Origin of the sequence: Sedimentitalea sp. (assembly GCF_039973035.1) — a bacterium.
In the GTDB taxonomy this organism is placed as follows: Bacteria; Pseudomonadota; Alphaproteobacteria; order Rhodobacterales; family Rhodobacteraceae; genus Sedimentitalea.
Window position 1 is genome coordinate 148,784 of sequence record NZ_JBDWLR010000078.1, and the last position, 19,894, is coordinate 168,677.

Genomic DNA, 19,894 nt, shown 5'->3' on the forward strand with positions numbered 1-19,894 from the left:
TTCCACACTGGGAGTGAAAAACGAATGAACATCCACGAATACCAGGCCAAGCAGGTGCTGAAAGGGTTCGGCGCCCCGATCGCCAATGGCGTTCCGATCACCAGCCTTGATCAGGCCGAGTCAGCTATTTCTGCGCTCCCCGGTCCCGTATGGGTTGTGAAGAGCCAGATTCATGCTGGCGGGCGCGGCAAGGGCAAATTCAAGGAACTGGCCGAAGATGCCAAAGGTGGCGTGCGGGTGTCATTTTCGGCGGATGAGGCGCTGTCCAACGTCAATGAGATGTTCGGCAATACGCTCGTCACCAAACAAACCGGCCCCGCCGGCAAACAGGTCAACCGCCTCTATATCGAAGACGGTGCCGACATTGAGCGCGAGCTGTATCTGTCGATCCTTGTTGATCGCGAAACCGGCAAGACGTCGTTCGTCGCCTCGACCGAAGGCGGCATGGACATCGAAGCCGTGGCCGAAGAAACGCCAGACAAGATTCACACCATCGGCATCACCGCCTCGCAGGGCGTGACCGAAGCAGACGCGGACAAGATCGCGGACGCCTATGAATTGTCCGGTGACACCCGCGAGCAAGGCAAGGCGCTGTTCAAGGCGCTGTACGAAGCATTTTCCTCGAAAGACATGAGCCTGCTGGAAATCAACCCGCTGATCGTCACCAAGGCTGGCGATGTTCAGGTGCTTGATGCCAAGATCTCGTTCGATGGCAACGCGCTGTTCCGCCACCCCGACATCATGGAACTGCGCGACGAGACCGAAGAAGACGACAAGGAAATCGAAGCGTCAAAATATGACCTCGCCTATATCGCTCTGGATGGTGAAATCGGCTGTATGGTCAACGGTGCGGGCCTTGCCATGGCGACGATGGACATCATCAAGCTCTATGGCGCCTCGCCTGCGAACTTTCTTGATGTTGGCGGCGGCGCGACCACCGAAAAGGTTACGGCAGCCTTCAAGATCATCACCTCCGATCCCAACGTCAAAGGCATCCTGGTCAACATCTTTGGCGGCATCATGCGTTGCGACGTGATTGCCGAAGGCGTGGTCCAGGCGGTCAAGGACGTGGGGCTTCAGGTGCCGCTGGTCGTACGCCTCGAAGGCACCAAGGTCGAAGAGGGCAAGGCCATCATCAATGACAGCGGTCTCAACGTGATCGCAGCGGACGATCTGGATGACGCCGCGCAAAAAATCGTCAAGGCCGTGAAGGGGTAAGAGCATGTCCATTCTGATCGACAAGAACACGAAGGTCATCGTTCAAGGCCTGACCGGCAAGACCGGCACATTCCACACCGAACAGGCACTGGCCTATCACGGCACCCAGATGGTTGCGGGAACCCACCCGAAAAAGGGCGGCACCGACTGGACCGGATCAAACGGTGAAACCCTGCCGATCTTCGCCAGCGTCGCCGAAGCCAAGGATGCAACTGGTGCAACCGCCTCGGTCATCTATGTTCCCCCCGCCGGTGCGGCGGCGGCCATCGAAGAAGCTATCGACGCGGGCATAGACCTGATCACCTGCATCACCGAAGGCGTCCCGGTGCTCGACATGGTGCGGGTCAAGGAAAAGCTCGACGCGTCGCCCAGCCGCCTGATCGGCCCCAACTGTCCCGGCCTGATGACGCCGGATCAGTGCAAGATCGGCATCATGCCCGGTTCGATCTTCAAGAAGGGATCGGTCGGCGTGCTCTCGCGTTCCGGCACTCTGACGTATGAGGCAGTGTACCAGACCACCGTTGCCGGTCTTGGCCAAAGCTCGGCCGTCGGCATCGGCGGCGACCCGGTCAAAGGGACCGAGTTCATCGATGTGCTGGAACTGTTCCTCGCGGACGACGAAACCCAATCGATCATCATGATCGGCGAAATCGGCGGCAGTGCCGAAGAGGACGCCGCGCAATTTCTGATCGACGAGGCCAAGAAAGGCCGCAAGAAACCGGTTGTCGGCTTTATCGCCGGTCGTACGGCCCCTCCGGGCCGGACCATGGGCCACGCAGGCGCCGTGATCTCGGGCGGCAAAGGCGGTGCCGACGACAAGATCGACGCGATGCGCGCGGCAGGTATCCAGGTATCCCCATCGCCCGCGAAACTTGGCGAAACACTGGTCGAACTACTGGGCTAACCCCTTGCGGGCGAGGGGCTGCATGCCCCTCGCCCACAGAAATCCGGGCGACGGAATGTCGCGCTGCGACTAAAGTCTGCCCATTCTTCGCGATAGATTATTGCGCACGGGCATCAATTGCTTTCTATATCGAACCCACAGGATTGGCTTCACGGCCTCTCCCCAGTACTTTCATGCTTTGATCCTGTGCGTCGGAAGACGCAAAATACGGAGACAGTCCCATGCCTTACAAGATCCTCATTCTGGGTGCCTCCTATGGCTCGCTGCTGGGCACCAAATTCCTTGCCGCAGGGTACGATGTCACGCTGGTCTGCCGCGACAAGACAGCGGCGCTGATCAACGACAAAGGCACCGAGGTGCGGATCAAGTTGCGGGACGAGGACGACCACCGCAGCATCCTGTCCGCTGATCTTAGCGGCAAACTGGATGCACAGACGCCCGAGAGCGCACAACCACAGGATTATGATCTGGTCTGCCTCGCGATGCAGGAACCACAATATTCGCACCCCTCGCTGCGCGACCTGCTGGGGCGGGTGGCCGAGGCGAGGGTGCCGTGCATGTCGATCATGAACATGCCCCCCCTGCCCTATATGCGGCGCATTCCCGAGCTCGACTGCGCGCCGCTTGGCGGTGCCTATCAGGACCCGGAAATCTGGAACAAATTCGATCCTGCGCTGATGACCCTGTGCTCGCCCGATCCGCAGGCCTTTCGCCCGCCGGAAGAGGACGCCAACGTGCTGCACGTCGGGCTGCCAACCAACTTCAAGGTCACTCGCTTTCACGACGCCAAGGCTGATGCCATGCTGGCCGAGCTGGAACAGGGCATTCTCGACTACCGGATCGACGGCAAGTACGTGCCGGTGAAACTGCGCGCGTTTGACTCGCTGTTCGTGCCGTTTGCCAAATGGGCGATGCTGGCCACCGGCAACTACCGCTGCATCCAGCCCGGCGACCCCATCGCCATCCGCGATGCGGTGCATGGTGATATCGAAAAATCCCGCGCAATCTATGGCGCGGTGAATAATCTGGTGGTGGGACTTGGCGCCGCGCCCGAAGACATGGTGCCCTTCGAGAAATACGCGAAAGCGGCCGAGGGCCTGCTAAAACCCTCCTCCGCCGCCCGCGCCATCGCCGCCGGAGCACCTGCCATCGAACGGGTCGACAAGCTGATTATGTTGATCACCCGATCCTTGGGCCAAGACAACACCAACCTCGCCGCCACGGTGGAACTGGTGGACCAGAAATTGGCCGAGAACCAGCAGGCGGTGAGTTGATCAAACATCAGACCGCTGGATATCCTGAAATGTATTATCGAATCTGTTGAAGTATCCGGTGTTCTGGCTGACCGAAATGCGTCCCGATCTGAGCTACGAGTCGGTGCTAACGCGGGTTTTGAAGCTCATGGCCCGTTCGACCAGAATATCCCCGACGTGAACTTATCCATTCGAGACGCGAGGCGTTCCATACTTCGGCTGCGAATTTCTTCAGGTAAGAAACTCGTTCCAACTTGCGTCTCTACTGAATGCTCATCGTAAAGTTGGCTAAGCTCGTCGCAACTCAGTTTTTTTCAGTTCGCTCAGTTTTGGTGCTATCATTAACCCCTCTACCGCCCCTTCCGCTTCACATTCCCGCCCCGTTGCCCCGGCCTGCCAGCCGTTGATCGGCCACGCGACTTTACCGCCGCCTCCGAGGCCTTCTCCACTGCATATTGCCGGGCCAGCGGGTCGTCAGAAACCGCCAGATCCACTGCTTCCAGCCGTTTGACCTCGTCCCGCAACCGCGCGGCTTCTTCGAATTCGAGGTTCTCTGCCGCTTTGCGCATGTCGGTGCGCAAGCCTTCCAGCACGGCTTCCAGATTGGCACCATTCAGCGGCTTGTCGATCTTGGCGGTGACGCGGGACATGTCCGTATCGCCCTTGTAGAGCCCGGCCAGCACGTCCTCGACGTTCTTTTTCACCGTTGACGGTGTGATCCCGCGTTCTTCGTTATACGCTATCTGCTTGGCGCGGCGGCGGTCGGTTTCGCCAAGGGCACGCTCCATCGATCCGGTGATCCGGTCGGCATACATGATGACCCGCCCCTCGGCGTTCCGCGCCGCCCGCCCGATGGTCTGGATCAACGAGGTTTCAGAGCGCAGGAACCCTTCCTTGTCCGCATCGAGAATAGCCACCAGCCCGCATTCGGGGATATCCAGCCCCTCGCGCAGCAGATTGATGCCGATCAGCACGTCAAATGCCCCGAGCCGCAGATCACGCAGAATCTCGATGCGTTCCAGTGTGTCGATATCGCTGTGCATATAGCGCACCTTGATGCCCTGCTCGTGCATGTATTCGGTCAGATCCTCGGCCATGCGTTTGGTCAGGGTGGTGACCAGCGTGCGGAAGCCATCGGCGGCGACCTTGCGCACCTCATCCAGCAGATCATCGACCTGCATGTCCACCGGGCGGATTTCGACCATGGGGTCCAGCAATCCGGTCGGCCGGATAACCTGTTCTGTGAACACCCCGCCAGTCTGCTCGATTTCCCATTTCGCGGGGGTGGCGGACACGAACACCGATTGCGGGCGCATTGCGTCCCATTCCTCGAACTTGAGAGGGCGGTTGTCCATACAGGATGGCAGGCGAAACCCATGTTCGGCCAGCGTGAATTTGCGTCGGTGGTCGCCTTTGTACATGCCGCCGATCTGCGGCACCGACACATGGCTTTCATCGGCAAAAACAATCGCGTTGTCAGGGATGAATTCGAACAGCGTTGGGGGCGGTTCACCCGGCGCACGCCCCGTCAGATACCGCGAATAGTTTTCGATGCCGTTGCAGAACCCCTGCGCCTCGATCATTTCGATATCGAAATTGGTGCGCTGTTCCAACCGTTGCGCTTCGAGCAGTTTGCCATCGGCGACGAGGTGATCCAGACGCTCGCGCAGCTCTTTCTTGATGCTGATCACCGCCTGATTCAACGTCGGTTTCGGCGTCACATAGTGGCTGTTGGCATAGACCCGGATTTTCTCGAATGTATCCGTACGCTCGCCGGTCAGCGGATCAAACTCGGTGATGCCCTCAAGCTCTTCGCCAAAGAACGACAGCCGCCAGGCGCGGTCTTCAAGGTGGGCGGGAAAGATCTCCAGAGAATCGCCACGCACACGAAAGCTACCGCGTTGAAACGCCTGATCGTTGCGACGGTACTGCTGCTCAACGAGTGCCGCCATGACCTGTCGCTGGTCGTATTCCTGACCTACCTTCAGATCCTGCGTCATCGCGCCGTAGGTTTCGACCGAACCGATGCCGTAGATGCAAGAGACAGAGGCCACGATGATTACATCATCCCGCTCTAACAACGCCCGGGTCGCCGAGTGACGCATCCGGTCGATCTGTTCGTTGATCTGGCTTTCCTTCTCGATATAGGTATCGCTGCGCGGCACGTAGGCTTCGGGCTGGTAATAGTCATAGAAGCTGACGAAATACTCGACCGCGTTGTCCGGAAAGAACCCCTTGAATTCGCCGTAAAGCTGGGCCGCCAGCGTCTTGTTGGGTGCAAGTATAATCGCCGGACGCTGGGTCTCTTCGATGACCTTGGCCATGGTAAAGGTTTTGCCGGTCCCCGTCGCACCCAACAGCACCTGATTGCGTTCTCCTTGGTTCACCGCCTGCGCCAATTCCACGATCGCAGTAGGTTGGTCGCCCGCGGGTTCGAATTCGGTTGACATCACCAGCCGTTTGCCGCCTTCAAGCTTTTCGCGAGGCGGCCCGCTAGGGGCGTTCATCATTGGCATCGAACTATCAGTATGGACATGGGGCATAGGGCTCTCCGGCGGCAGGTCCCACAGAGTTGTTCTCTTTCTGGTCCGGTTCAACCCCATATCCGTTGATCTATCCGCACTGATGTCAGAAATTGTCATTAGATGCCTCTGTTGCGGTCTCAGGTGCGGCGAAACGATGCTTGCCCAATGCCCTGAAATCCCGGATAAACGGCAAGACGAACAAGGGAGCGCCCCATGCGTGCACGGATCTACAAACCCGCGAGAAACGCGATGACCTCGGGCATGGCAAAGACCCGGACCTGGGTATTGGATTATGCCCCTGCAACGTCACGCGATGTCGATCCGCTAATGGGCTGGACCTCGTCTGACGACACACAAAGTCAGGTGCGCCTGCGTTTCTCCAGCAAAGAGGCCGCGCTGGACTATGCCAAGGCGCATGGCATCGACGCCGAAGTGATCGAACCCAAGTCGCGCAAACAGAACATCCGGCCCGGTGGCTATGCCGACAACTTCGCGCCCAACCGACGCACGGTCTGGACCCACTGAGCGGGATCGATATACGGCCCGCCGACCCCGGTGCGCCAGCCATCCGCGCGATGATCGAGGCGCATCTGGCGCATAGCCAGGAAACCACACCGCAAGAGAGCATTCATGCGATGCCAGCGGATGCGTTGCGCGCACCCGACATTCGATTCTGGGCGATTTATGAAAATGACGTCCCCTTGGGCTGTGGTGCGCTCAAGGATTTGGGTGACGGTCTTGCCGAAGTCAAATCGGTCCATGTTGCCACATCTGCCCGCAGGCGCGGACTGGCCCGCCAATTCATGACATTCCTCGAAGCCCAAGCACGGCAAGCCGGGTATCAGGTCATGGCGCTGGAAACCGGCTCATCCCTGCTTCCAGCGTTTGATGCTGCCCGTGCGCTTTATCACTCGCTGGGATATGAGCCTTGCGATCCAATTCCCGGCTATATCCCAGACCCCTACAGCGTATTCCTGCGCTTGGGGCTTGAACCCCGCAGCGAATAGCAGCAAGAAGTGGCAGCAAGCGGTCCCTTAGCTCAACTGGATAGAGCAGCTGACTTCTAATCAGCAGGTTGGGGGTTCGAGTCCTCCAGGGATCGCCAGCTCACCAAGTTCTACTGCGGCCTAACAGCCCGCAGCGTTGTTTCCGGCCATGCCACCGGCAACGGCACCGCCAGCGGTCAGGATGTCCCTGCCGCTTCCGCCGCCGAATTGATTGCCGACCGCCCCGCCAAGCAGCGCGCCTGCAACAGTTGCACCTGCGCAACCAACCTGACGTTGCTCTGCAGGAGTCGTCGCACACGCCTGCAGCAATCCCATAGCGGCGATGATCGCCAAAATACTGCTCTTTTTCATTGGTCTCACCATTTTATTGTTTTGTTTCGTGTCTAGCCTGTACCGGAGAACTTAACTGGTCGCAGAATCGCAGTAAAGATATTCCCAGATTTCAATGCCTGCAGGGTCGGCGTTATCTCGCCGTTCTGTCGCTGCCCGCCCTATTAGCAGTCCGGTACGGGTGGTCCCATGGCACGGGCGCTAGACCTCCTCGATCAGTTCCGGGCTATCGTCCTGTATGCCGAATGATTTGACGATATGGTGCCTTAGCGAGGCGCCCGCACCCAAATCCTTGTCTTGTTTCCCCGCGAGCCAGGCATCCCGTTCATCGGCATTCAAGATCACCGGCATGCGGTGATGTACATCCTCAACGTCCGAGTTGGCTGCGCGCGTCAAGATGGTACAGGTTCTCATGTCATTCCAGATAGACAACAGCCCAGCAAACCAGAGCGTTTCTTCGTTTGCTGCGCTCTGGATGAAATGCGGCGTCTTCTGACCTTTCGTGCCTGTCCATTCGTAATAGCCGCCGGCCGGGATCAGACAGCGGCCATATTTCCAAGCCGCACGAAACGTAGGCTTTGCATCTGCTTCTTCGATTCGGGCATTGAACGTGGTGGCCTTCCACTCCTGCATTTCGCCCTTGTGCCAGACCGGAATGAACCACCAGCGCGCCCATGCGAATTGTCCCTCTTCGGCTGGTCGGATCAGTACATCCTGCGTCGGCTTAATGTTGAATCGGCGTGCAAACGGATCAATTCCAATCTCCGAATGCTCAATCTCGGTCCCGCGCAGGTTGGGGTCTATAAATCGGCCACACATGCCGCGTCCTTTCGCGTTGGTCTCAGGCGCGCGGCCTGTTGTCGGTCTAAAGCGGAGCTCGAAGCCAGCCGTCTTCCATCTTGATATCGTCCAATCCGGTAAACCGGCAGACGCGCTCAAGCTCGGCCATCAATCGCGTGGTTCGCGCCCCTGACCAACGGACTCCGCGTTCCGGCCACAGAGCGATAACGGACAAACAACAACAATCACGCTGCGCTTTCATGTCAATCCGCCCAATCAAACGATCCCCTTCGAGCAGGGGAAACACGTAATAGCCGTATTTGCGCTTTGCTGCGGGAACAAAGACTTCGATCCGGTAGTGAAATCCAAACAGCCTTTGAGCACGGTCGCGATTGCGCAAGGCCGGATCAAACGGGCTGAGAACACGAATGCGGCCCGGTGGCTTTGGTGCCTGCCCTGCCGCGTCCTCTACATCCGGTCGTGCCAGGCAGCGGCGCAGCTGGCCATCGTGCCCTTCGATATCGACCGGAACCAGCGTGCCGCGCGCCAGTTCCCGTGCGCACCACTCCTTTGCTTCCTGGGGTGTCGCCGTATCCCAGAACGCCGCGATTTCGCCCGAAGTGGCAAAACCCAACCGGTCAATCGCGCCGCCGCAAAGCCAATCGACAGTTTCCTCGGGATCGGGGACATCCTGCGCACTGTCGATCACGCGCTCGGTGAGGTCATACCGCTTCTGGAACCCGTCACGCCCCACGACCGTCAGGGCACCACTGCGCCACAAAAACTCGAGCGCCGTTTTGGACGGATGCCAATCCCACCATCCACCGCCGCCCTTCTTTTCATCCTTGCCGACATCCGACGAACAGACCGCCCCGTGATCACGCACATGATCCAGCACCGTCTGGAACTGTTGCTCAAATCCGTCCCGGCGCCAGTTGCGCCATCGGTGCTTCAGCAGTTCCGCATCCCGCCGGAACCGCAATTGCCAATGCGGATAGAAATCCATCGGAATGACTGCGGCGTCATGAGTCCAGTGCTCAAACAGCGCCCGGTCCTTTTCATAGAGCCGCTTAAGATGCTTTGCCCGATAGGTCGGACGGCGGGCATAAAGGATCATATCATGGGCGCGGGCCAGCGTGTTGATGCTGTCCAACTGCACGAATCCCAGGCGATGGATCAGCGCGTGCAGGTCTTCGCCTTTGGCTGGGCCAGCAGGCTGTTCAGCCAGGGCGTGCCGGTCAAGAAACAGATGCCGCGCGGCGCGGTTTCCGAGCGTCGCGACGCTCATCGCCTCTTGAGGGTATCGCCATATGCGATGGTCGGCGTCAGGGTCACGTTGTCATTGTGTGCACCATCTGGCTCTGCCAACCGTCCGGCAACGATCTTGGCCGCTGTCCGCCCGATCTCCAGCCTGCAGGCATCCATCGTCGCAAGCTTACGCGGCAGCCCCTGCAAGAGTTCGACTCCGTTGAACCCCGCCAATCCGATCTGTCCGGGCACATCAATACCCTGATCCAGCAGGTAGAGCAGGCCACCGGCGCCAATCATATCGTTGGAATAATACAAGAAATCGAGTTCAGGCGAGCGTTCAAGCATTTCTTGCGTCATCTCGCGGCCCTTGGCGAGCGCAGAGCCTCCGGAATAAAAAGCCCTATCTTCAATTTCGACGCCGTTCTTGGCCAAGACTTCGGTGAAGCCTTCAAACCGCTTCCGCGCACGATGATCCAACGGCATCTTGGTCCCCATGAACCCGATATGTTGATATCCTGCCTTCAGTATTGCGGTCGCCATTTCGCGCCCTGCACGGCGATGCGAAATGCCAACCATGGCATCCACTGGCACGCCGTCGGTATCCATTATCTCGACCACCGGAATACCAGCGGCCCGCAGCATGGCGCGACTGGCGTCCGAATGTTCAAGTCCGGCAATGATTACACCGGACGGGCGCCAGGACAGCATTTCATAAAGAACGCGTTCTTCCTTTTCCGGCATATAGTCGCTGACCCCGACTACGGGCTGCAACTCGGTATCTTCAAGCACCTGGTTAATACCTGTCAGCACCTCGGGAAAAACCATGTTGGACAATGACGGGATGATGACAGCAACCAGATTGACCCGGCTTGATGCCAGCGCCCCCGCGATCTTGTTGGGAACATACCCCAGCTCTTTGGCCGCGGCGAGCACACGCTTGCGGGTCGCGTCCGAAACGTCCCCTCGATTGCGCAGCACGCGGCTGACCGTCATTTCGGAAACGCCGGATGCTTCAGAGACATCGCGCAGCGTCAGAGGGCGTTTGGAATCAAGCGACAAGGGTCAATCTTTCTATGTATGCTGAAAGGATGTTATCGCGAACATACCGTCGGGATCAACTCTGCCGCAAACCCCATGACAATCGCATATTTCCACGCTAAGAGGGTCGCCGTGGCCCCGTGGCTCAACTGGATAGAGCAGCCCCCTCCTAAGGGGCAGGTTGCAGGTTCGAATCCTGCCGGGGTCACCAGTGGGCGATTGGTCACGCCTGAGTCGCCAAGCGATTGCAGTCTCTCTTGCGACGTTCGCTACGTTCTAGTTAGCAGATCGGGCGTCGAATCGTTAGGTGCGCTTGGTGTGCCGCACTCGTTCAACCGGGACGCAATGGTTCCGGTCAGTGCGCCTCGGCCCAGTTTGCACCCTGCCCTGCATCCGCTGTCAGCTTGATGTCGAGATGAACCGCGGGATTGGCGGCGTTCTCCATCACATCGCGTGCGCGTTCAACTACGGTGTCCACAGCATCTTCGGCAACCTCGAACAACAGTTCGTCGTGCACCTGCAGCAGCATCCGGGCCGAGAGCCCTTCGATCGCTGGAGGCATCCGGACCATTGCCCGACGGATCACGTCGGCAGCGGTGCCCTGAATCGGCGCATTTATCGCCGCACGATAGGCAAAGCTGGCACGCGGCCCCTTGGCATTGATCTCCGGCGTATGGATCTTGCGCCCGAACAGCGTCTGGACATAGCCATTTTCCTTCGCAAAGGCCTTGGTTTCGTCCATGTACGTCCGGATCCCAGGGAAGCGTTCGAAATAGCGGTCGATGAACCCCTGCGCCTCGGAGCGCGGAATCCGCAAGTTGCGGGCCAGTCCAAAGCCTGAGATCCCATAGATCACGCCGAAATTGATTGCCTTGGCCTGTCGGCGGATCTCGGGTGTCATCTCGTCCAGCGGCACATCGAACATCTCGCTCGCGGTCATCGCGTGGATGTCCAAACCGTCGGCAAAGGCCTGTTTCAGCGCGGGAATATCCGCGATATGCGCCAAGATACGCAGTTCGATCTGGGAATAGTCCAGCGATACAAGAACGTTGCCTCGCTCGGCCACAAAAGCCTCGCGAATGCGCCGGCCCTCTTCTGTGCGCACAGGAATGTTCTGCAAGTTCGGATCGGTCGAAGCCAGGCGGCCGGTGTTTGCCCCGGTAATCGCGTAAGAGGTATGAACGCGCCCCGTGTCGGGGTTGATATGGGTCTGCAGCGCGTCGGTATAGGTCGACTTAAGTTTCGAGAGCTGCCGCCAATCAAGCACACGGCGCGGCAGTTCGTGTTCCGTCGCCAGATCTTCGAGAATATCGGCCCCAGTGGAGTATTTTCCGGTCTTGCCGCGCTTGCCGCCCTCAAGTCCCATCTTGTCAAACAGGATCTCGCCCAGTTGCGCTGGCGAGCCGACGTTGAAATTCTCGCCCGCCAGTTCGTGGATCTCGGCCTCGAGGCCTGCCATCTTCTGCGCAAAGGCATTGGACATGCGGCTGAGCGTATCACGGTCGACCTTGATGCCGTGCATCTCCATCTGCGCGAGCACCGGGACCAATGGGCGCTCAAGCGTTTCGTATACGGTGGTCACCTTGTTCTTATGCAATTGCGGCTTGAACAATTGCCAAAGGCGCAGGGTGATATCCGCATCCTCAGCGGCATAGCTGACGGCCTTGTCCAGCGGCACCCGGTCAAAGGTGATCGCCGATTTTCCGCTTCCAAGCAGCGGTTTGATCGGGATCGGAGTGTGACCGAGATAGCGCTCGCTCAGCGTATCCATGCCATGCCCGTGCTCTCCGCCATGCATCGCATATGACATCAGCATCGTGTCATCAATCGGAGCAACCGTGATACCATGGCGTGCAAGAATCTTGGCGTCATATTTGATGTTCTGCCCGATCTTAATGATCGCCGGGTCCTCAAGGACCGGTTTCAATAGCGCGAGCACGTCGTCCAACGGCATCTGCCCTTCGGCCAACTCGTCTGACCCAAACAGGTCCTCAGTTGCGCTCGTCTTGTGAATCAGCGGAATGTAGCAGGCACGCCCCGGTTCGACACACAGGGATACACCAACCAGATCGGCAATCATCTCGTTCAACCCGGTGGTTTCGGTATCGACGGCCACCCAACCGCGTTCGCGAATCTGATCAACCCATCCCTGCAACACCTCGGCATCGCTGACACAGCTATAGTCGGCCTGATCGAACGCTGGCGCTTCGGGTGCGTCGGCCTCCGCTGCCGGCGCAGATGCCTCTTCAATGACCGGCGCTTCGACTCCCAACTGGCTGGCGATGCGACGCGACAGGGTTCGAAACTCCATTTCCGCGAGAAACGGCAATAGGACGTCGGCGTCAGGTTCTCGCACATCAAGATCGTCGAGGCCAAAGTCGAGCGGCGTGGCACAATCCAGTTGCACGAGTTGCTTGCTCAACTCGATCTGATCGCGTTTGTCAATCAGCGTTTCGCGGCGTTTGGGTTGTTTGATTTCGCTGGCGCGGTCCAACAACGTTGCCAAATCGCCGTATTCATTGATCAACAGCGCCGCCGTCTTGATACCGATCCCCGGTGCGCCGGGCACGTTGTCAACGCTATCGCCCGCGAGCGCCTGCACATCCACCACGCGATCCGGAAAGACGCCGAATTTTTCAAACACACCGTCCCTGTCGATGCGCTTGTTCTTCATCGCGTCAAGCATCTCGACGCCGTCGCCGACCAATTGCATCAGGTCCTTGTCGGAACTGATGATGGTGACGCGCCCACCGGCCTCGCGGGCCTGACAGGCCAGCGTCGCGATGATGTCATCAGCCTCGTAGTTTTCCAGTTCCTTGCAGGCGATGTTGAACGCCTCGGTGGCGCGCCGGGTCAGCGGCATTTGCGGGCGCAAATCCTCGGGCATCGCCTCGCGGTTGGCCTTGTACAGATCATAGAGGTCGTTGCGGAACGTATGCGATCCCTTGTCAAAGATCACCGCCGCATGGGTTGGTGCATCGGGACCGTTGTTGCCCTCAACATAGCGGTGCAGCATGTTGCAGAACCCCGCAACCGCCCCAATGGGCAGTCCGTCGGATTTCCGCGTCAATGGTGGCAAGGCGTGATAGGCGCGAAAGATAAAGGCAGACCCATCAATCAGATGCAGATGGCAGCCCTTGCCGAATGTCGTATCCCCCAAACCGCGTCCCCCGGTAGCCATGTTTCTTTAGTGCAGAGTGTTGTTTGCGACCCTGCCGCCTTTTGGTGGCAGATAAGCCCGCCCGTATGTCCTGCCCGGCAAACCACGTGCCAAGGCAAAGTGTCCCAACCCGGAGCCACCCGTGATCAGGCCGTGTCGGCATGATCCTTGTGCACGTATTTGCAATCGCAATAGGGGCATTCAACCCAGCCCCGGTCATGTGGAATTGACAGCCAGACGCGCGGATGACCCAACGCGCCCTCACCACCGTCGCAGGCGACGCGATAGCTGTCTACGGTCTTGGTTTCCGGGGCTTGGATGGTCATCTCGCTGCGGTCCTTCCGGTTCTTGGAAAACGTGCCAATGCTTGGGGTCGTTTATGAGCCAAGCGAAAACCGGGGGCAAGAGCGCGATGGCGCTGCAACCGTCTACAACGGCTAGCCTACAGGATCGTTTGTCTAAATCTCGTGCTCACCGGGCCGGACGGATTGGCAGGCCCAACGCGCGACTTTCCATCTGGGATGGGTATTGATCCAGTTCGCCAACTCGGGCTGTGCCCGCATGACGCAAGCTGTCGGCGTTATATCGGTGTAGAGTAAACTGCGCTTTTCGCAATCACCGGGCGCTCCGGCAAGACAAACAATGAATATAAGCTCAATCATGAAAACCTCTCGTCAACTGATACAATAGTATCGGTCCAATATCGCACAGATCCGGCTAGATTCCTAATCTGCGGTGGTAACAGGTTGGTTGATGGTCCGCTATCGAGCCATTTGGCTAGAACTTCCAGAGAACTGCCCGCAAATCTGGCAACCATGAAATCTGCCATGGAGGAGCGAACACCAACCCGATGCGCCGCTTTGCCTTCTCTCTCAAGGCCCGTCTGGGCATCGGTGCCGGCTTGCTGGGTCTGGTTGCCCTTATTGGTGCCGCCGTCACAGTCATCGGAATGAACCGCGTCGCCGAACGTCTGGACGCAGCCCTTGCTGCCGAGCATCGCATTGATCGATATGCAATCCTGTCGACCCAGATTGCCAGTTTTATCGTCGTGGCCTCTGAATCACTGCAATCCGACCTGAGCCCAGAGATTCGCGCAGTCCGCCTGTCAAACCTGTCAGATAATATCGAAACCACTTTCAAGCGCCTGCGAGTCGATCACGCGCAGGCGGTCGTCGATGCTGACCGGTTGGGTCTGAACGAACAATCCCGCCGCGCCACTCAAAGCCTCGGGATTGCGCGTATGGAGGCATTGTTCGCATCGACCCGCGATGCACTGCTGTCGGATGTCACCAACCACGAGCGACTGCAGGGCCATATCGATAGCTTTTCCATTGGGTTCGATCCCCTGTTGAACGGCGTGATCACCGGTGAATTGCGGGTGCGCAACGAGGTTCTCGCCGGCATTACTGCGCTGCGCCAGCGACTGATCTATGTTGCCATGGGTGTTTCGGTGGCGACTGTCCTGTTGCTGGCTCTGTTCTATCTCGGTCTCGTGCGTCCGCAATTTCACCGTCTGAAACAGCTGAAGGGCGCGGCGCGGCAGATCAGCCAAGACGATTTTGACATAACGCTGCCTGAAGATCGCCGGGACGAGATCGGGCAATTGTTCACCGAAACAAACCGCATGGCCAGCGCGCTTGCAGCGCGCAGGTCCGACGTAGAAGACGAATGGGCGCGGCTGAGCGAAACAGTTGCCGCCCGCACAAAGGAGCTGCGCGCTGCAAATGAAGCGTTGGCACTCACTGACGAAAACCGCCGCAGATTTTTTGCCGACATCAGCCATGAGTTGCGCACCCCGCTGACCGTCATTTTGATGGAGGCGCAGATCGGACGCAAAGCCACCCCCGACGCCGAGGCATCCTTTGAAACGATCGAAAGCCGGGCGCTGCGGTTGAATCGGAGGATCGACGACCTGCTGCGCATCGCCCGCTCGGAATCGGGTAAGCTCGAATTGACTGCCGCCCCTTTTGATCTGACAATGACTGCGCGCGAGGCTGCGACCAATCTGGATGCCGAAGTCAAAAGCGCAGGCATGACCCTGACTGGGCCGAACGGTCCGTCCGTGATGGTCAGAGGTGATGCCAACTGGGTGCGTCAAATCATCGGCGGGTTGATCCAGAATGCCATTCGTCACGCGCGCAGCGGAGGCAAAATAAACCTCAGCGTTCACAAGCAGGCCGGGATGGGCCGTGTGGACGTCACAGACAACGGGCCGGGGATCGCCAGAGAAGACCAGCAGGCGATTTTTCAACGCTTCGCCCAGAGTCGCAGCGCGGCGGCATCGGAGGGTTTTGGAATCGGGCTGGCCTTTGCCAAATGGGTCGTCGAGGAACAAGGGGGCGAGATCACGCTGACGAGCCCACCGGCGGACGGCCAAACCGGGACCAAAGTAACAGTGGGCATCCCGCTTGACCCGCACTAACCTTGCCTCATGAGCACGCCCGCCCGCATTCTGATCGTCGACGACGACCCGGAAATCCTCTCCGCATTGTCACGCGGGCTGGAACTGCACGGGTATGCCACGCTTGCGGAGAACCGGGTGGATACGGCGCTTGCCCGGTTCGGGGATTCGGAAGTCGCGGCCGCAATCGTTGATGTCATGATCGGCGAAGATAGCGGCTTTGACCTCGTGCGCGCGGTGCGCGAGGCCGGTCATCGCACCCCGATCCTGATGCTGAGCGCCCTGTCCGAAGTTGAGGACCGCACCCGTGGTCTCGAGGTCGGGGCCGACGATTATGTGGTCAAACCGTTCTCGTTTGACGAACTCGTGGCCCGACTGAAAGTGCAGGAACGGCGCGCGACACCCGCAAAACCACGCCCTGCCCGGCTGGATCCGACTGAGTGGAGCATCGACAGTGGACGGCACAAGGTCACCCTCACCCAGCGCGAATTTGAACTGCTGATGATGTTCGCCGAACACAAAGGAGAAACCCTGTCGCGCGACCAGCTCTTTGAGCGCCTTTGGGCAGACAAAGGGGCAAGCTCTGGCAACGTCGTCGACGTGTATGTCGGCTATCTGCGCAAAAAGCTCGACCCGATGCGCGCGTTTGGCTTTGAGATCAAGACCATTCGAAACCGGGGGTTCATGCTCGATGGCGTCGCACCCGAGAGTGGACAAGACGCTGATTAGGATGCGCATTTATATTTTCTTAGAACTTAGGCTTTGAATAACTCGGCCGGCACGGACAAGGTAAGATCAACAAAATGGAAACCCACGGGAGGAGCAAATCATGTCCTGGAACACACCCAAAATCCGCGAAATCGAATGCGGCATGGAAATCAACATGTACGGACCCGACGGCGACGACGACGGCGTCCTGTTCTGAACAGACATTGACAGGAAACCAGGTGGGTTTCCGTGCAAGAATACTTGGGGCGGCCGCCGGGGGTGGACTGCCCCAATGGAATTGCGGGTGCGAAAATTGCAATCTTGCCCGCGCCGGTCAGATACCTGCGCAAACGCAATCCTCGGTCGCCTTTTCGGCCAACGGACGCGATTGGGCGCTTTTGAACGCGTCACCTGACATCCGACAACAATTAGCTGATTGCCCGGCCCTGCATCCAACCGGATTACGGGAGATGCCGCTGCGATCAGTCCTGCTTACCAACGGTGATATCGACCATGTTGCCGGGTTGCTGACCCTGCGCGAAATGCAACCGTTTACGATATTTGCAACGGCTGGCATTCATGACGTCCTGAATGAAAACCCGATATTTGCGGCGTTGAATGCATCAGTTGTCACGCGCCAGACCGTTACACTGGATAAGCCGACCGAGATCGCGCCCGGCCTTGTGGCGACGTTGTTTCCGGTGCCCGGCAAGGTGCCGCTGTATCTTGAAGGCGACGTTGTCGAAACCGAACTGGTTGGTGAGCAGACTGTCGGTGTACATCTGCAGGCCGATGGTCAGGACGCCTATTACATCCCCGGCTGTGCCAAATTGAGTGATGATCTGCGGAATCGTTTGCGCGATGCCGCACTGGTGTTTTTCGACGGAACACTGTGGCGCGACGACGAAATGGTGCGCGCCGGATTGGGCAGCAAGACCGGCAAACGGATGGGTCACATGTCAATGTCAGGCAAAGACGGCTCGATCGCCGCATTTGCAGACCTAAACGTCGGCAAACGGGTTTTTGTACATATGAACAACACCAACCCGGTGCTGCGCCCGAATTCGGCCGAGAGGGCCGAAGCAGAGGCTGCAGGTTGGGTTGTGGGACAGGACGGACTGGAGGTGACACCATGACCCAGACACGCGAAGAGTTTGAGAACAGGTTGCGCCAGATCGGTGCTGAACGATACCACGACAAGCATCCGTTCCATCACCTGTTGCATGGCGGCAAGTGTTCCCCCGAGGAGGTGCGCGCATGGGTGATCAACCGGTATTATTACCAGCATTCGATCCCGATCAAGGACGCAGCTTTCATGTCGCGCGTCGAAGACCCGGACTTGCGCCGCATGTGGCGGAGCCGAATCGAGGACCACGATGGCACCGACACCAACGAAGGTGGCATTCGGCGCTGGCTGCGACTGGCCCAGGCGGTTGGTCTTGATCGGGACTATGTGGCGTCCAACCGGGGGGTTTTGCCCGCAACCCGGTTTGCGGTTGATGCCTATGTCCGCTTTGTGCGCGACAAAACTCTGCTTGAGGCGATCGCGGCCTCGCTGACCGAACTCTTCGCCCCCAAAATCCACGCGGATCGCATTCAAGGGCTGTTGAAGAACTATGATTTCGCCGATGACAGCAGCCTCAGTTATTTCCGCAATCGGTTGAAAGAGGCGCCCAAGGACGTGGCCTTTGGCCTGTCTTGGGTCCTGGATCACGCGGACACACAAGAAAAACAGGATGCCGCTGCCGCAGCATTGATCTTCAAAACCGATGTGTTGTGGTCGCAGCTTGACGCGCTTTACGCGGCCTATGTAGAGCCCGGACGCATCCCGCCCGGCGCTTGGGTGCCCGGCGAAGGCATGGCAATGGCCAAAGCGTCATGATCGACCAGTCCGATATCCCCTATCTGCCGCGCGGTGTGCGCGTGCACTTTGACAAGGTGCGTGACGGCTGGGTCTTGCTGGCGCCGGAACGGGCAATCACACTGGACGGCATTGGGCATGCGATCCTGTCCGAGATTGATGGCGAGCGGACCTTTCAGGCGATCACTGACATACTCTCGGCCAAATATAACGCACCCGTCGAAGATATCGCCAAGGACACGGCAGGGTTTCTGGGCGCGCTCAAAAACCGCCGGTTTCTTGAGGTGCGCACATGACGGTAAAGCCCCCCATCGCCATGCTGGCAGAACTGACCCATCGCTGCCCGCTGGCCTGCCCCTATTGTTCCAACCCGCTGGAGTTGGCGCAACAGGACAGGGAACTGGATACCGAAACCTGGACGCGCGTCTTTCGCGAGGCCGCTGAAATTGGTGTGCTGCAGTTGCATATCTCTGGCGGAGAACCCGCCAGTCGCCGCGATCTGATCGATTTGGTGAGTGCTGCCCGCGAGGCGGGTCTTTACACAAACCTCATCACCTCGGGCATCGGATTGACAGAAAAGCGTTTGCGCGCGCTGGACGAATGCGGGCTGGACCATATTCAGTTGTCGCTGCAAGGCACCGATGCCGAGATGGCGGATTCGATCGGCGGCTATCGCGGAGGGTTCGCGCGCAAGATGCAGGTGGCCGAATGGATCAAGGATATCGGCTTTCCTCTGACGCTGAACGCGGTTTTGCATCGCCGCAACCTGCATCAACTGCCGCGCGCGTTGGAAATGGCACTTGAAATGGGCGCGCGCCGGATCGAGGTGGCGACCGTTCAGTTTCACGGCTGGGCCATGAAAAACCGTGATGGGCTGATGCCCACCCATGAACAGGCACGCGAGGCGGACAAGATCGTCAAACAGGCCCGCGCAGACCTGCGGGGCAAATTGGTGATCGACTACGTTCCCGCCGACTATCATTCCGACTTTCCCAAACGGTGCATGGGCGGCTGGGGCACAACCGGGCTGAACGTCGCGCCGGATGGAGAGGTCCTGCCCTGCCACGCCGCGCAGACAATCCCGCATCTGCAATTTGACAATGTGCGTAACAGCCACTTGCGTGACATCTGGTACGACGGCGCAGCCTTCAACGCCTATCGCGGTACCGACTGGATGCAGGAACCCTGCCAAAGCTGCGACAACAAGCTCAAGGATTTTGGCGGCTGCCGATGTCAGGCCATGGCTGTTGTCGGGAATGCCAATGCCACCGATCCGGTTTGCATCAAATCCCCGCATCACGGTGCTCTTCAGGCAAAGGCCGATGCCTTTTCTCACAACGACACGGCCGATCTGATCTACCGCACAGCCCCCGGAAAACCGGTGCCGGAAATCGCCGAGTAACTGACCGATAACTGGCTCAAACGGTGTAACGCCGCACTCTCATTCAGTGCAGTTGC

Annotated in this window: 20 protein-coding genes and 2 tRNA genes; 14 read left to right on the top strand and 8 right to left on the bottom strand. The window is 58.8% G+C overall.

The window, feature by feature from the left end; translation table 11 throughout:
* Positions 1-24: 24 nt before the first annotated feature.
* From sucC to ABJO75_RS19225, 3 genes are all read left to right on the top strand, one after another.
* Entirely contained in the window at positions 25-1,218 is a 1,194-nt protein-coding gene (gene sucC / locus ABJO75_RS19215; RefSeq protein WP_348124363.1) for an ADP-forming succinate--CoA ligase subunit beta, read from the top strand.
* A gap of 4 nt (positions 1,219-1,222) precedes the next feature.
* Positions 1,223-2,122 carry a succinate--CoA ligase subunit alpha gene (sucD, locus tag ABJO75_RS19220; RefSeq protein ID WP_348124364.1) on the top strand — a complete coding sequence of 300 codons (900 nt, stop codon included), beginning with the start codon at positions 1,223-1,225 and terminating at the stop codon, positions 2,120-2,122.
* A 221-nt stretch (positions 2,123-2,343) separates the two neighbouring features.
* Positions 2,344-3,396, top strand: a complete 1,053-nt coding sequence (locus ABJO75_RS19225) for a 2-dehydropantoate 2-reductase N-terminal domain-containing protein (RefSeq protein WP_348124366.1) — start codon at positions 2,344-2,346, stop codon at positions 3,394-3,396.
* A 329-nt stretch (positions 3,397-3,725) separates the two neighbouring features.
* Here the strand turns inward: ABJO75_RS19225 and uvrB are convergent, their stop codons facing one another.
* A complete protein-coding gene (uvrB, locus tag ABJO75_RS19230; RefSeq protein ID WP_348124368.1) occupies positions 3,726-5,918 on the bottom strand; it encodes an excinuclease ABC subunit UvrB in 2,193 nt (730 codons plus the stop codon).
* 195 nt (positions 5,919-6,113) lie between these two features.
* Here uvrB and ABJO75_RS19235 point away from each other — a divergent pair, with 195 nt between their 5' ends.
* From ABJO75_RS19235 to ABJO75_RS19245, 3 genes are all read left to right on the top strand, one after another.
* Positions 6,114-6,425, top strand: a complete 312-nt coding sequence (locus ABJO75_RS19235) for an ETC complex I subunit (RefSeq protein ID WP_348124370.1) — start codon at positions 6,114-6,116, stop codon at positions 6,423-6,425.
* Between the two features lie 50 nt (positions 6,426-6,475).
* Positions 6,476-6,907 (top strand): GNAT family N-acetyltransferase, encoded by a 432-nt coding sequence (locus ABJO75_RS19240; protein WP_348124372.1) that lies wholly within the window; start codon positions 6,476-6,478, stop codon positions 6,905-6,907.
* Between the two features lie 21 nt (positions 6,908-6,928).
* Positions 6,929-7,005, top strand: a tRNA-Arg gene (locus ABJO75_RS19245).
* A gap of 22 nt (positions 7,006-7,027) precedes the next feature.
* Here ABJO75_RS19245 and ABJO75_RS19250 read toward each other — a convergent pair.
* The 4 genes from ABJO75_RS19250 to ABJO75_RS19265 all read right to left on the bottom strand — a co-directional run bounded on the left by ABJO75_RS19250 (position 7,028) and on the right by ABJO75_RS19265 (position 10,327).
* Positions 7,028-7,258, bottom strand: a complete 231-nt coding sequence (locus ABJO75_RS19250) for a glycine zipper 2TM domain-containing protein (RefSeq protein WP_348124375.1) — start codon at positions 7,256-7,258, stop codon at positions 7,028-7,030.
* A 180-nt stretch (positions 7,259-7,438) separates the two neighbouring features.
* The gene (locus tag ABJO75_RS19255) at positions 7,439-8,056 is read right to left on the bottom strand and encodes an SOS response-associated peptidase (RefSeq protein WP_348124377.1); all 618 of its coding nucleotides are present in this window, start codon (positions 8,054-8,056) and stop codon (positions 7,439-7,441) included.
* 46 nt (positions 8,057-8,102) lie between these two features.
* A complete protein-coding gene (locus tag ABJO75_RS19260; protein WP_348124379.1) occupies positions 8,103-9,305 on the bottom strand; it encodes a crosslink repair DNA glycosylase YcaQ family protein in 1,203 nt (400 codons plus the stop codon).
* Positions 9,302-10,327: a LacI family DNA-binding transcriptional regulator gene (locus ABJO75_RS19265; protein ID WP_348124380.1), complete on the bottom strand. Its 1,026-nt coding sequence runs from the start codon at positions 10,325-10,327 to the stop codon at positions 9,302-9,304. The genes ABJO75_RS19260 and ABJO75_RS19265 overlap by 4 nt, the downstream gene beginning before the upstream one ends.
* A gap of 113 nt (positions 10,328-10,440) precedes the next feature.
* On the opposite strand from ABJO75_RS19265, the gene ABJO75_RS19270 reads away from it, so the two are divergent.
* A tRNA-Arg gene (locus ABJO75_RS19270) sits at positions 10,441-10,517 on the top strand.
* A gap of 144 nt (positions 10,518-10,661) precedes the next feature.
* Here the strand turns inward: ABJO75_RS19270 and polA are convergent.
* From polA to ABJO75_RS19285, 3 genes are all read right to left on the bottom strand, one after another.
* The gene (gene polA / locus ABJO75_RS19275) at positions 10,662-13,487 is read right to left on the bottom strand and encodes a DNA polymerase I (protein WP_348124382.1); all 2,826 of its coding nucleotides are present in this window, start codon (positions 13,485-13,487) and stop codon (positions 10,662-10,664) included.
* 125 nt (positions 13,488-13,612) lie between these two features.
* On the bottom strand, positions 13,613-13,792 hold the full coding sequence (locus ABJO75_RS19280) for a zinc-finger domain-containing protein (RefSeq protein WP_348124384.1): 180 nt from the start codon (positions 13,790-13,792) through the stop codon (positions 13,613-13,615).
* Between the two features lie 132 nt (positions 13,793-13,924).
* Entirely contained in the window at positions 13,925-14,128 is a 204-nt protein-coding gene (locus tag ABJO75_RS19285) for a hypothetical protein (protein ID WP_348414032.1), read from the bottom strand.
* Between the two features lie 188 nt (positions 14,129-14,316).
* Between ABJO75_RS19285 and ABJO75_RS19290 the strand changes: the two genes are divergently transcribed.
* The 7 genes from ABJO75_RS19290 (at position 14,317) to pqqE (ending at position 19,838) form a co-directional block, all read left to right on the top strand.
* Entirely contained in the window at positions 14,317-15,888 is a 1,572-nt protein-coding gene (locus ABJO75_RS19290) for an ATP-binding protein (protein ID WP_348124386.1), read from the top strand.
* Positions 15,889-15,897: 9 nt separating this feature from the next.
* The gene (locus ABJO75_RS19295) at positions 15,898-16,596 is read left to right on the top strand and encodes a response regulator transcription factor (RefSeq protein WP_348124388.1); all 699 of its coding nucleotides are present in this window, start codon (positions 15,898-15,900) and stop codon (positions 16,594-16,596) included.
* A gap of 100 nt (positions 16,597-16,696) precedes the next feature.
* Positions 16,697-16,792 carry a pyrroloquinoline quinone precursor peptide PqqA gene (gene pqqA / locus ABJO75_RS19300; protein ID WP_316779674.1) on the top strand — a complete coding sequence of 32 codons (96 nt, stop codon included), beginning with the start codon at positions 16,697-16,699 and terminating at the stop codon, positions 16,790-16,792.
* 22 nt (positions 16,793-16,814) lie between these two features.
* Positions 16,815-17,711, top strand: a complete 897-nt coding sequence (pqqB, locus tag ABJO75_RS19305) for a pyrroloquinoline quinone biosynthesis protein PqqB (protein WP_348124390.1) — start codon at positions 16,815-16,817, stop codon at positions 17,709-17,711.
* Positions 17,708-18,457 (top strand): pyrroloquinoline-quinone synthase PqqC, encoded by a 750-nt coding sequence (gene pqqC, locus ABJO75_RS19310; protein WP_348124392.1) that lies wholly within the window; start codon positions 17,708-17,710, stop codon positions 18,455-18,457. The genes pqqB and pqqC overlap by 4 nt, the downstream gene beginning before the upstream one ends.
* The gene (gene pqqD / locus ABJO75_RS19315; RefSeq protein ID WP_348124394.1) at positions 18,454-18,732 is read left to right on the top strand and encodes a pyrroloquinoline quinone biosynthesis peptide chaperone PqqD; all 279 of its coding nucleotides are present in this window, start codon (positions 18,454-18,456) and stop codon (positions 18,730-18,732) included. The genes pqqC and pqqD overlap by 4 nt, the downstream gene beginning before the upstream one ends.
* Positions 18,729-19,838 (top strand): pyrroloquinoline quinone biosynthesis protein PqqE, encoded by a 1,110-nt coding sequence (gene pqqE / locus ABJO75_RS19320; protein WP_348124396.1) that lies wholly within the window; start codon positions 18,729-18,731, stop codon positions 19,836-19,838. Before pqqD ends, pqqE begins: the two co-directional genes overlap by 4 nt.
* Positions 19,839-19,894: the final 56 nt, after the last annotated feature.

Bases quoted from the DNA above. Each gene is read 5' to 3' on its own strand.
- sucC (WP_348124363.1), top strand. From the start codon at position 25: ATGAACATCCACGAATACCAGGCCAAGCAGGTGCTGAAAGGGTTCGGC.
- sucD (WP_348124364.1), top strand. From the start codon at position 1,223: ATGTCCATTCTGATCGACAAGAACACGAAGGTCATCGTTCAAGGCCTG.
- ABJO75_RS19225 (WP_348124366.1), top strand. From the start codon at position 2,344: ATGCCTTACAAGATCCTCATTCTGGGTGCCTCCTATGGCTCGCTGCTG.
- uvrB (WP_348124368.1), bottom strand. From the start codon at position 5,918: ATGCCCCATGTCCATACTGATAGTTCGATGCCAATGATGAACGCCCCT.
- ABJO75_RS19235 (WP_348124370.1), top strand. From the start codon at position 6,114: ATGCGTGCACGGATCTACAAACCCGCGAGAAACGCGATGACCTCGGGC.
- ABJO75_RS19240 (WP_348124372.1), top strand. From the start codon at position 6,476: ATGATCGAGGCGCATCTGGCGCATAGCCAGGAAACCACACCGCAAGAG.
- ABJO75_RS19250 (WP_348124375.1), bottom strand. From the start codon at position 7,258: ATGAAAAAGAGCAGTATTTTGGCGATCATCGCCGCTATGGGATTGCTG.
- ABJO75_RS19255 (WP_348124377.1), bottom strand. From the start codon at position 8,056: ATGTGTGGCCGATTTATAGACCCCAACCTGCGCGGGACCGAGATTGAG.
- ABJO75_RS19260 (WP_348124379.1), bottom strand. From the start codon at position 9,305: ATGAGCGTCGCGACGCTCGGAAACCGCGCCGCGCGGCATCTGTTTCTT.
- polA (WP_348124382.1), bottom strand. From the start codon at position 13,487: ATGGCTACCGGGGGACGCGGTTTGGGGGATACGACATTCGGCAAGGGC.
- ABJO75_RS19280 (WP_348124384.1), bottom strand. From the start codon at position 13,792: ATGACCATCCAAGCCCCGGAAACCAAGACCGTAGACAGCTATCGCGTC.
- ABJO75_RS19285 (WP_348414032.1), bottom strand. From the start codon at position 14,128: ATGATTGAGCTTATATTCATTGTTTGTCTTGCCGGAGCGCCCGGTGAT.
- ABJO75_RS19290 (WP_348124386.1), top strand. From the start codon at position 14,317: ATGCGCCGCTTTGCCTTCTCTCTCAAGGCCCGTCTGGGCATCGGTGCC.
- ABJO75_RS19295 (WP_348124388.1), top strand. From the start codon at position 15,898: ATGAGCACGCCCGCCCGCATTCTGATCGTCGACGACGACCCGGAAATC.
- pqqA (WP_316779674.1), top strand. From the start codon at position 16,697: ATGTCCTGGAACACACCCAAAATCCGCGAAATCGAATGCGGCATGGAA.
- pqqC (WP_348124392.1), top strand. From the start codon at position 17,708: ATGACCCAGACACGCGAAGAGTTTGAGAACAGGTTGCGCCAGATCGGT.
- pqqD (WP_348124394.1), top strand. From the start codon at position 18,454: ATGATCGACCAGTCCGATATCCCCTATCTGCCGCGCGGTGTGCGCGTG.
- pqqE (WP_348124396.1), top strand. From the start codon at position 18,729: ATGACGGTAAAGCCCCCCATCGCCATGCTGGCAGAACTGACCCATCGC.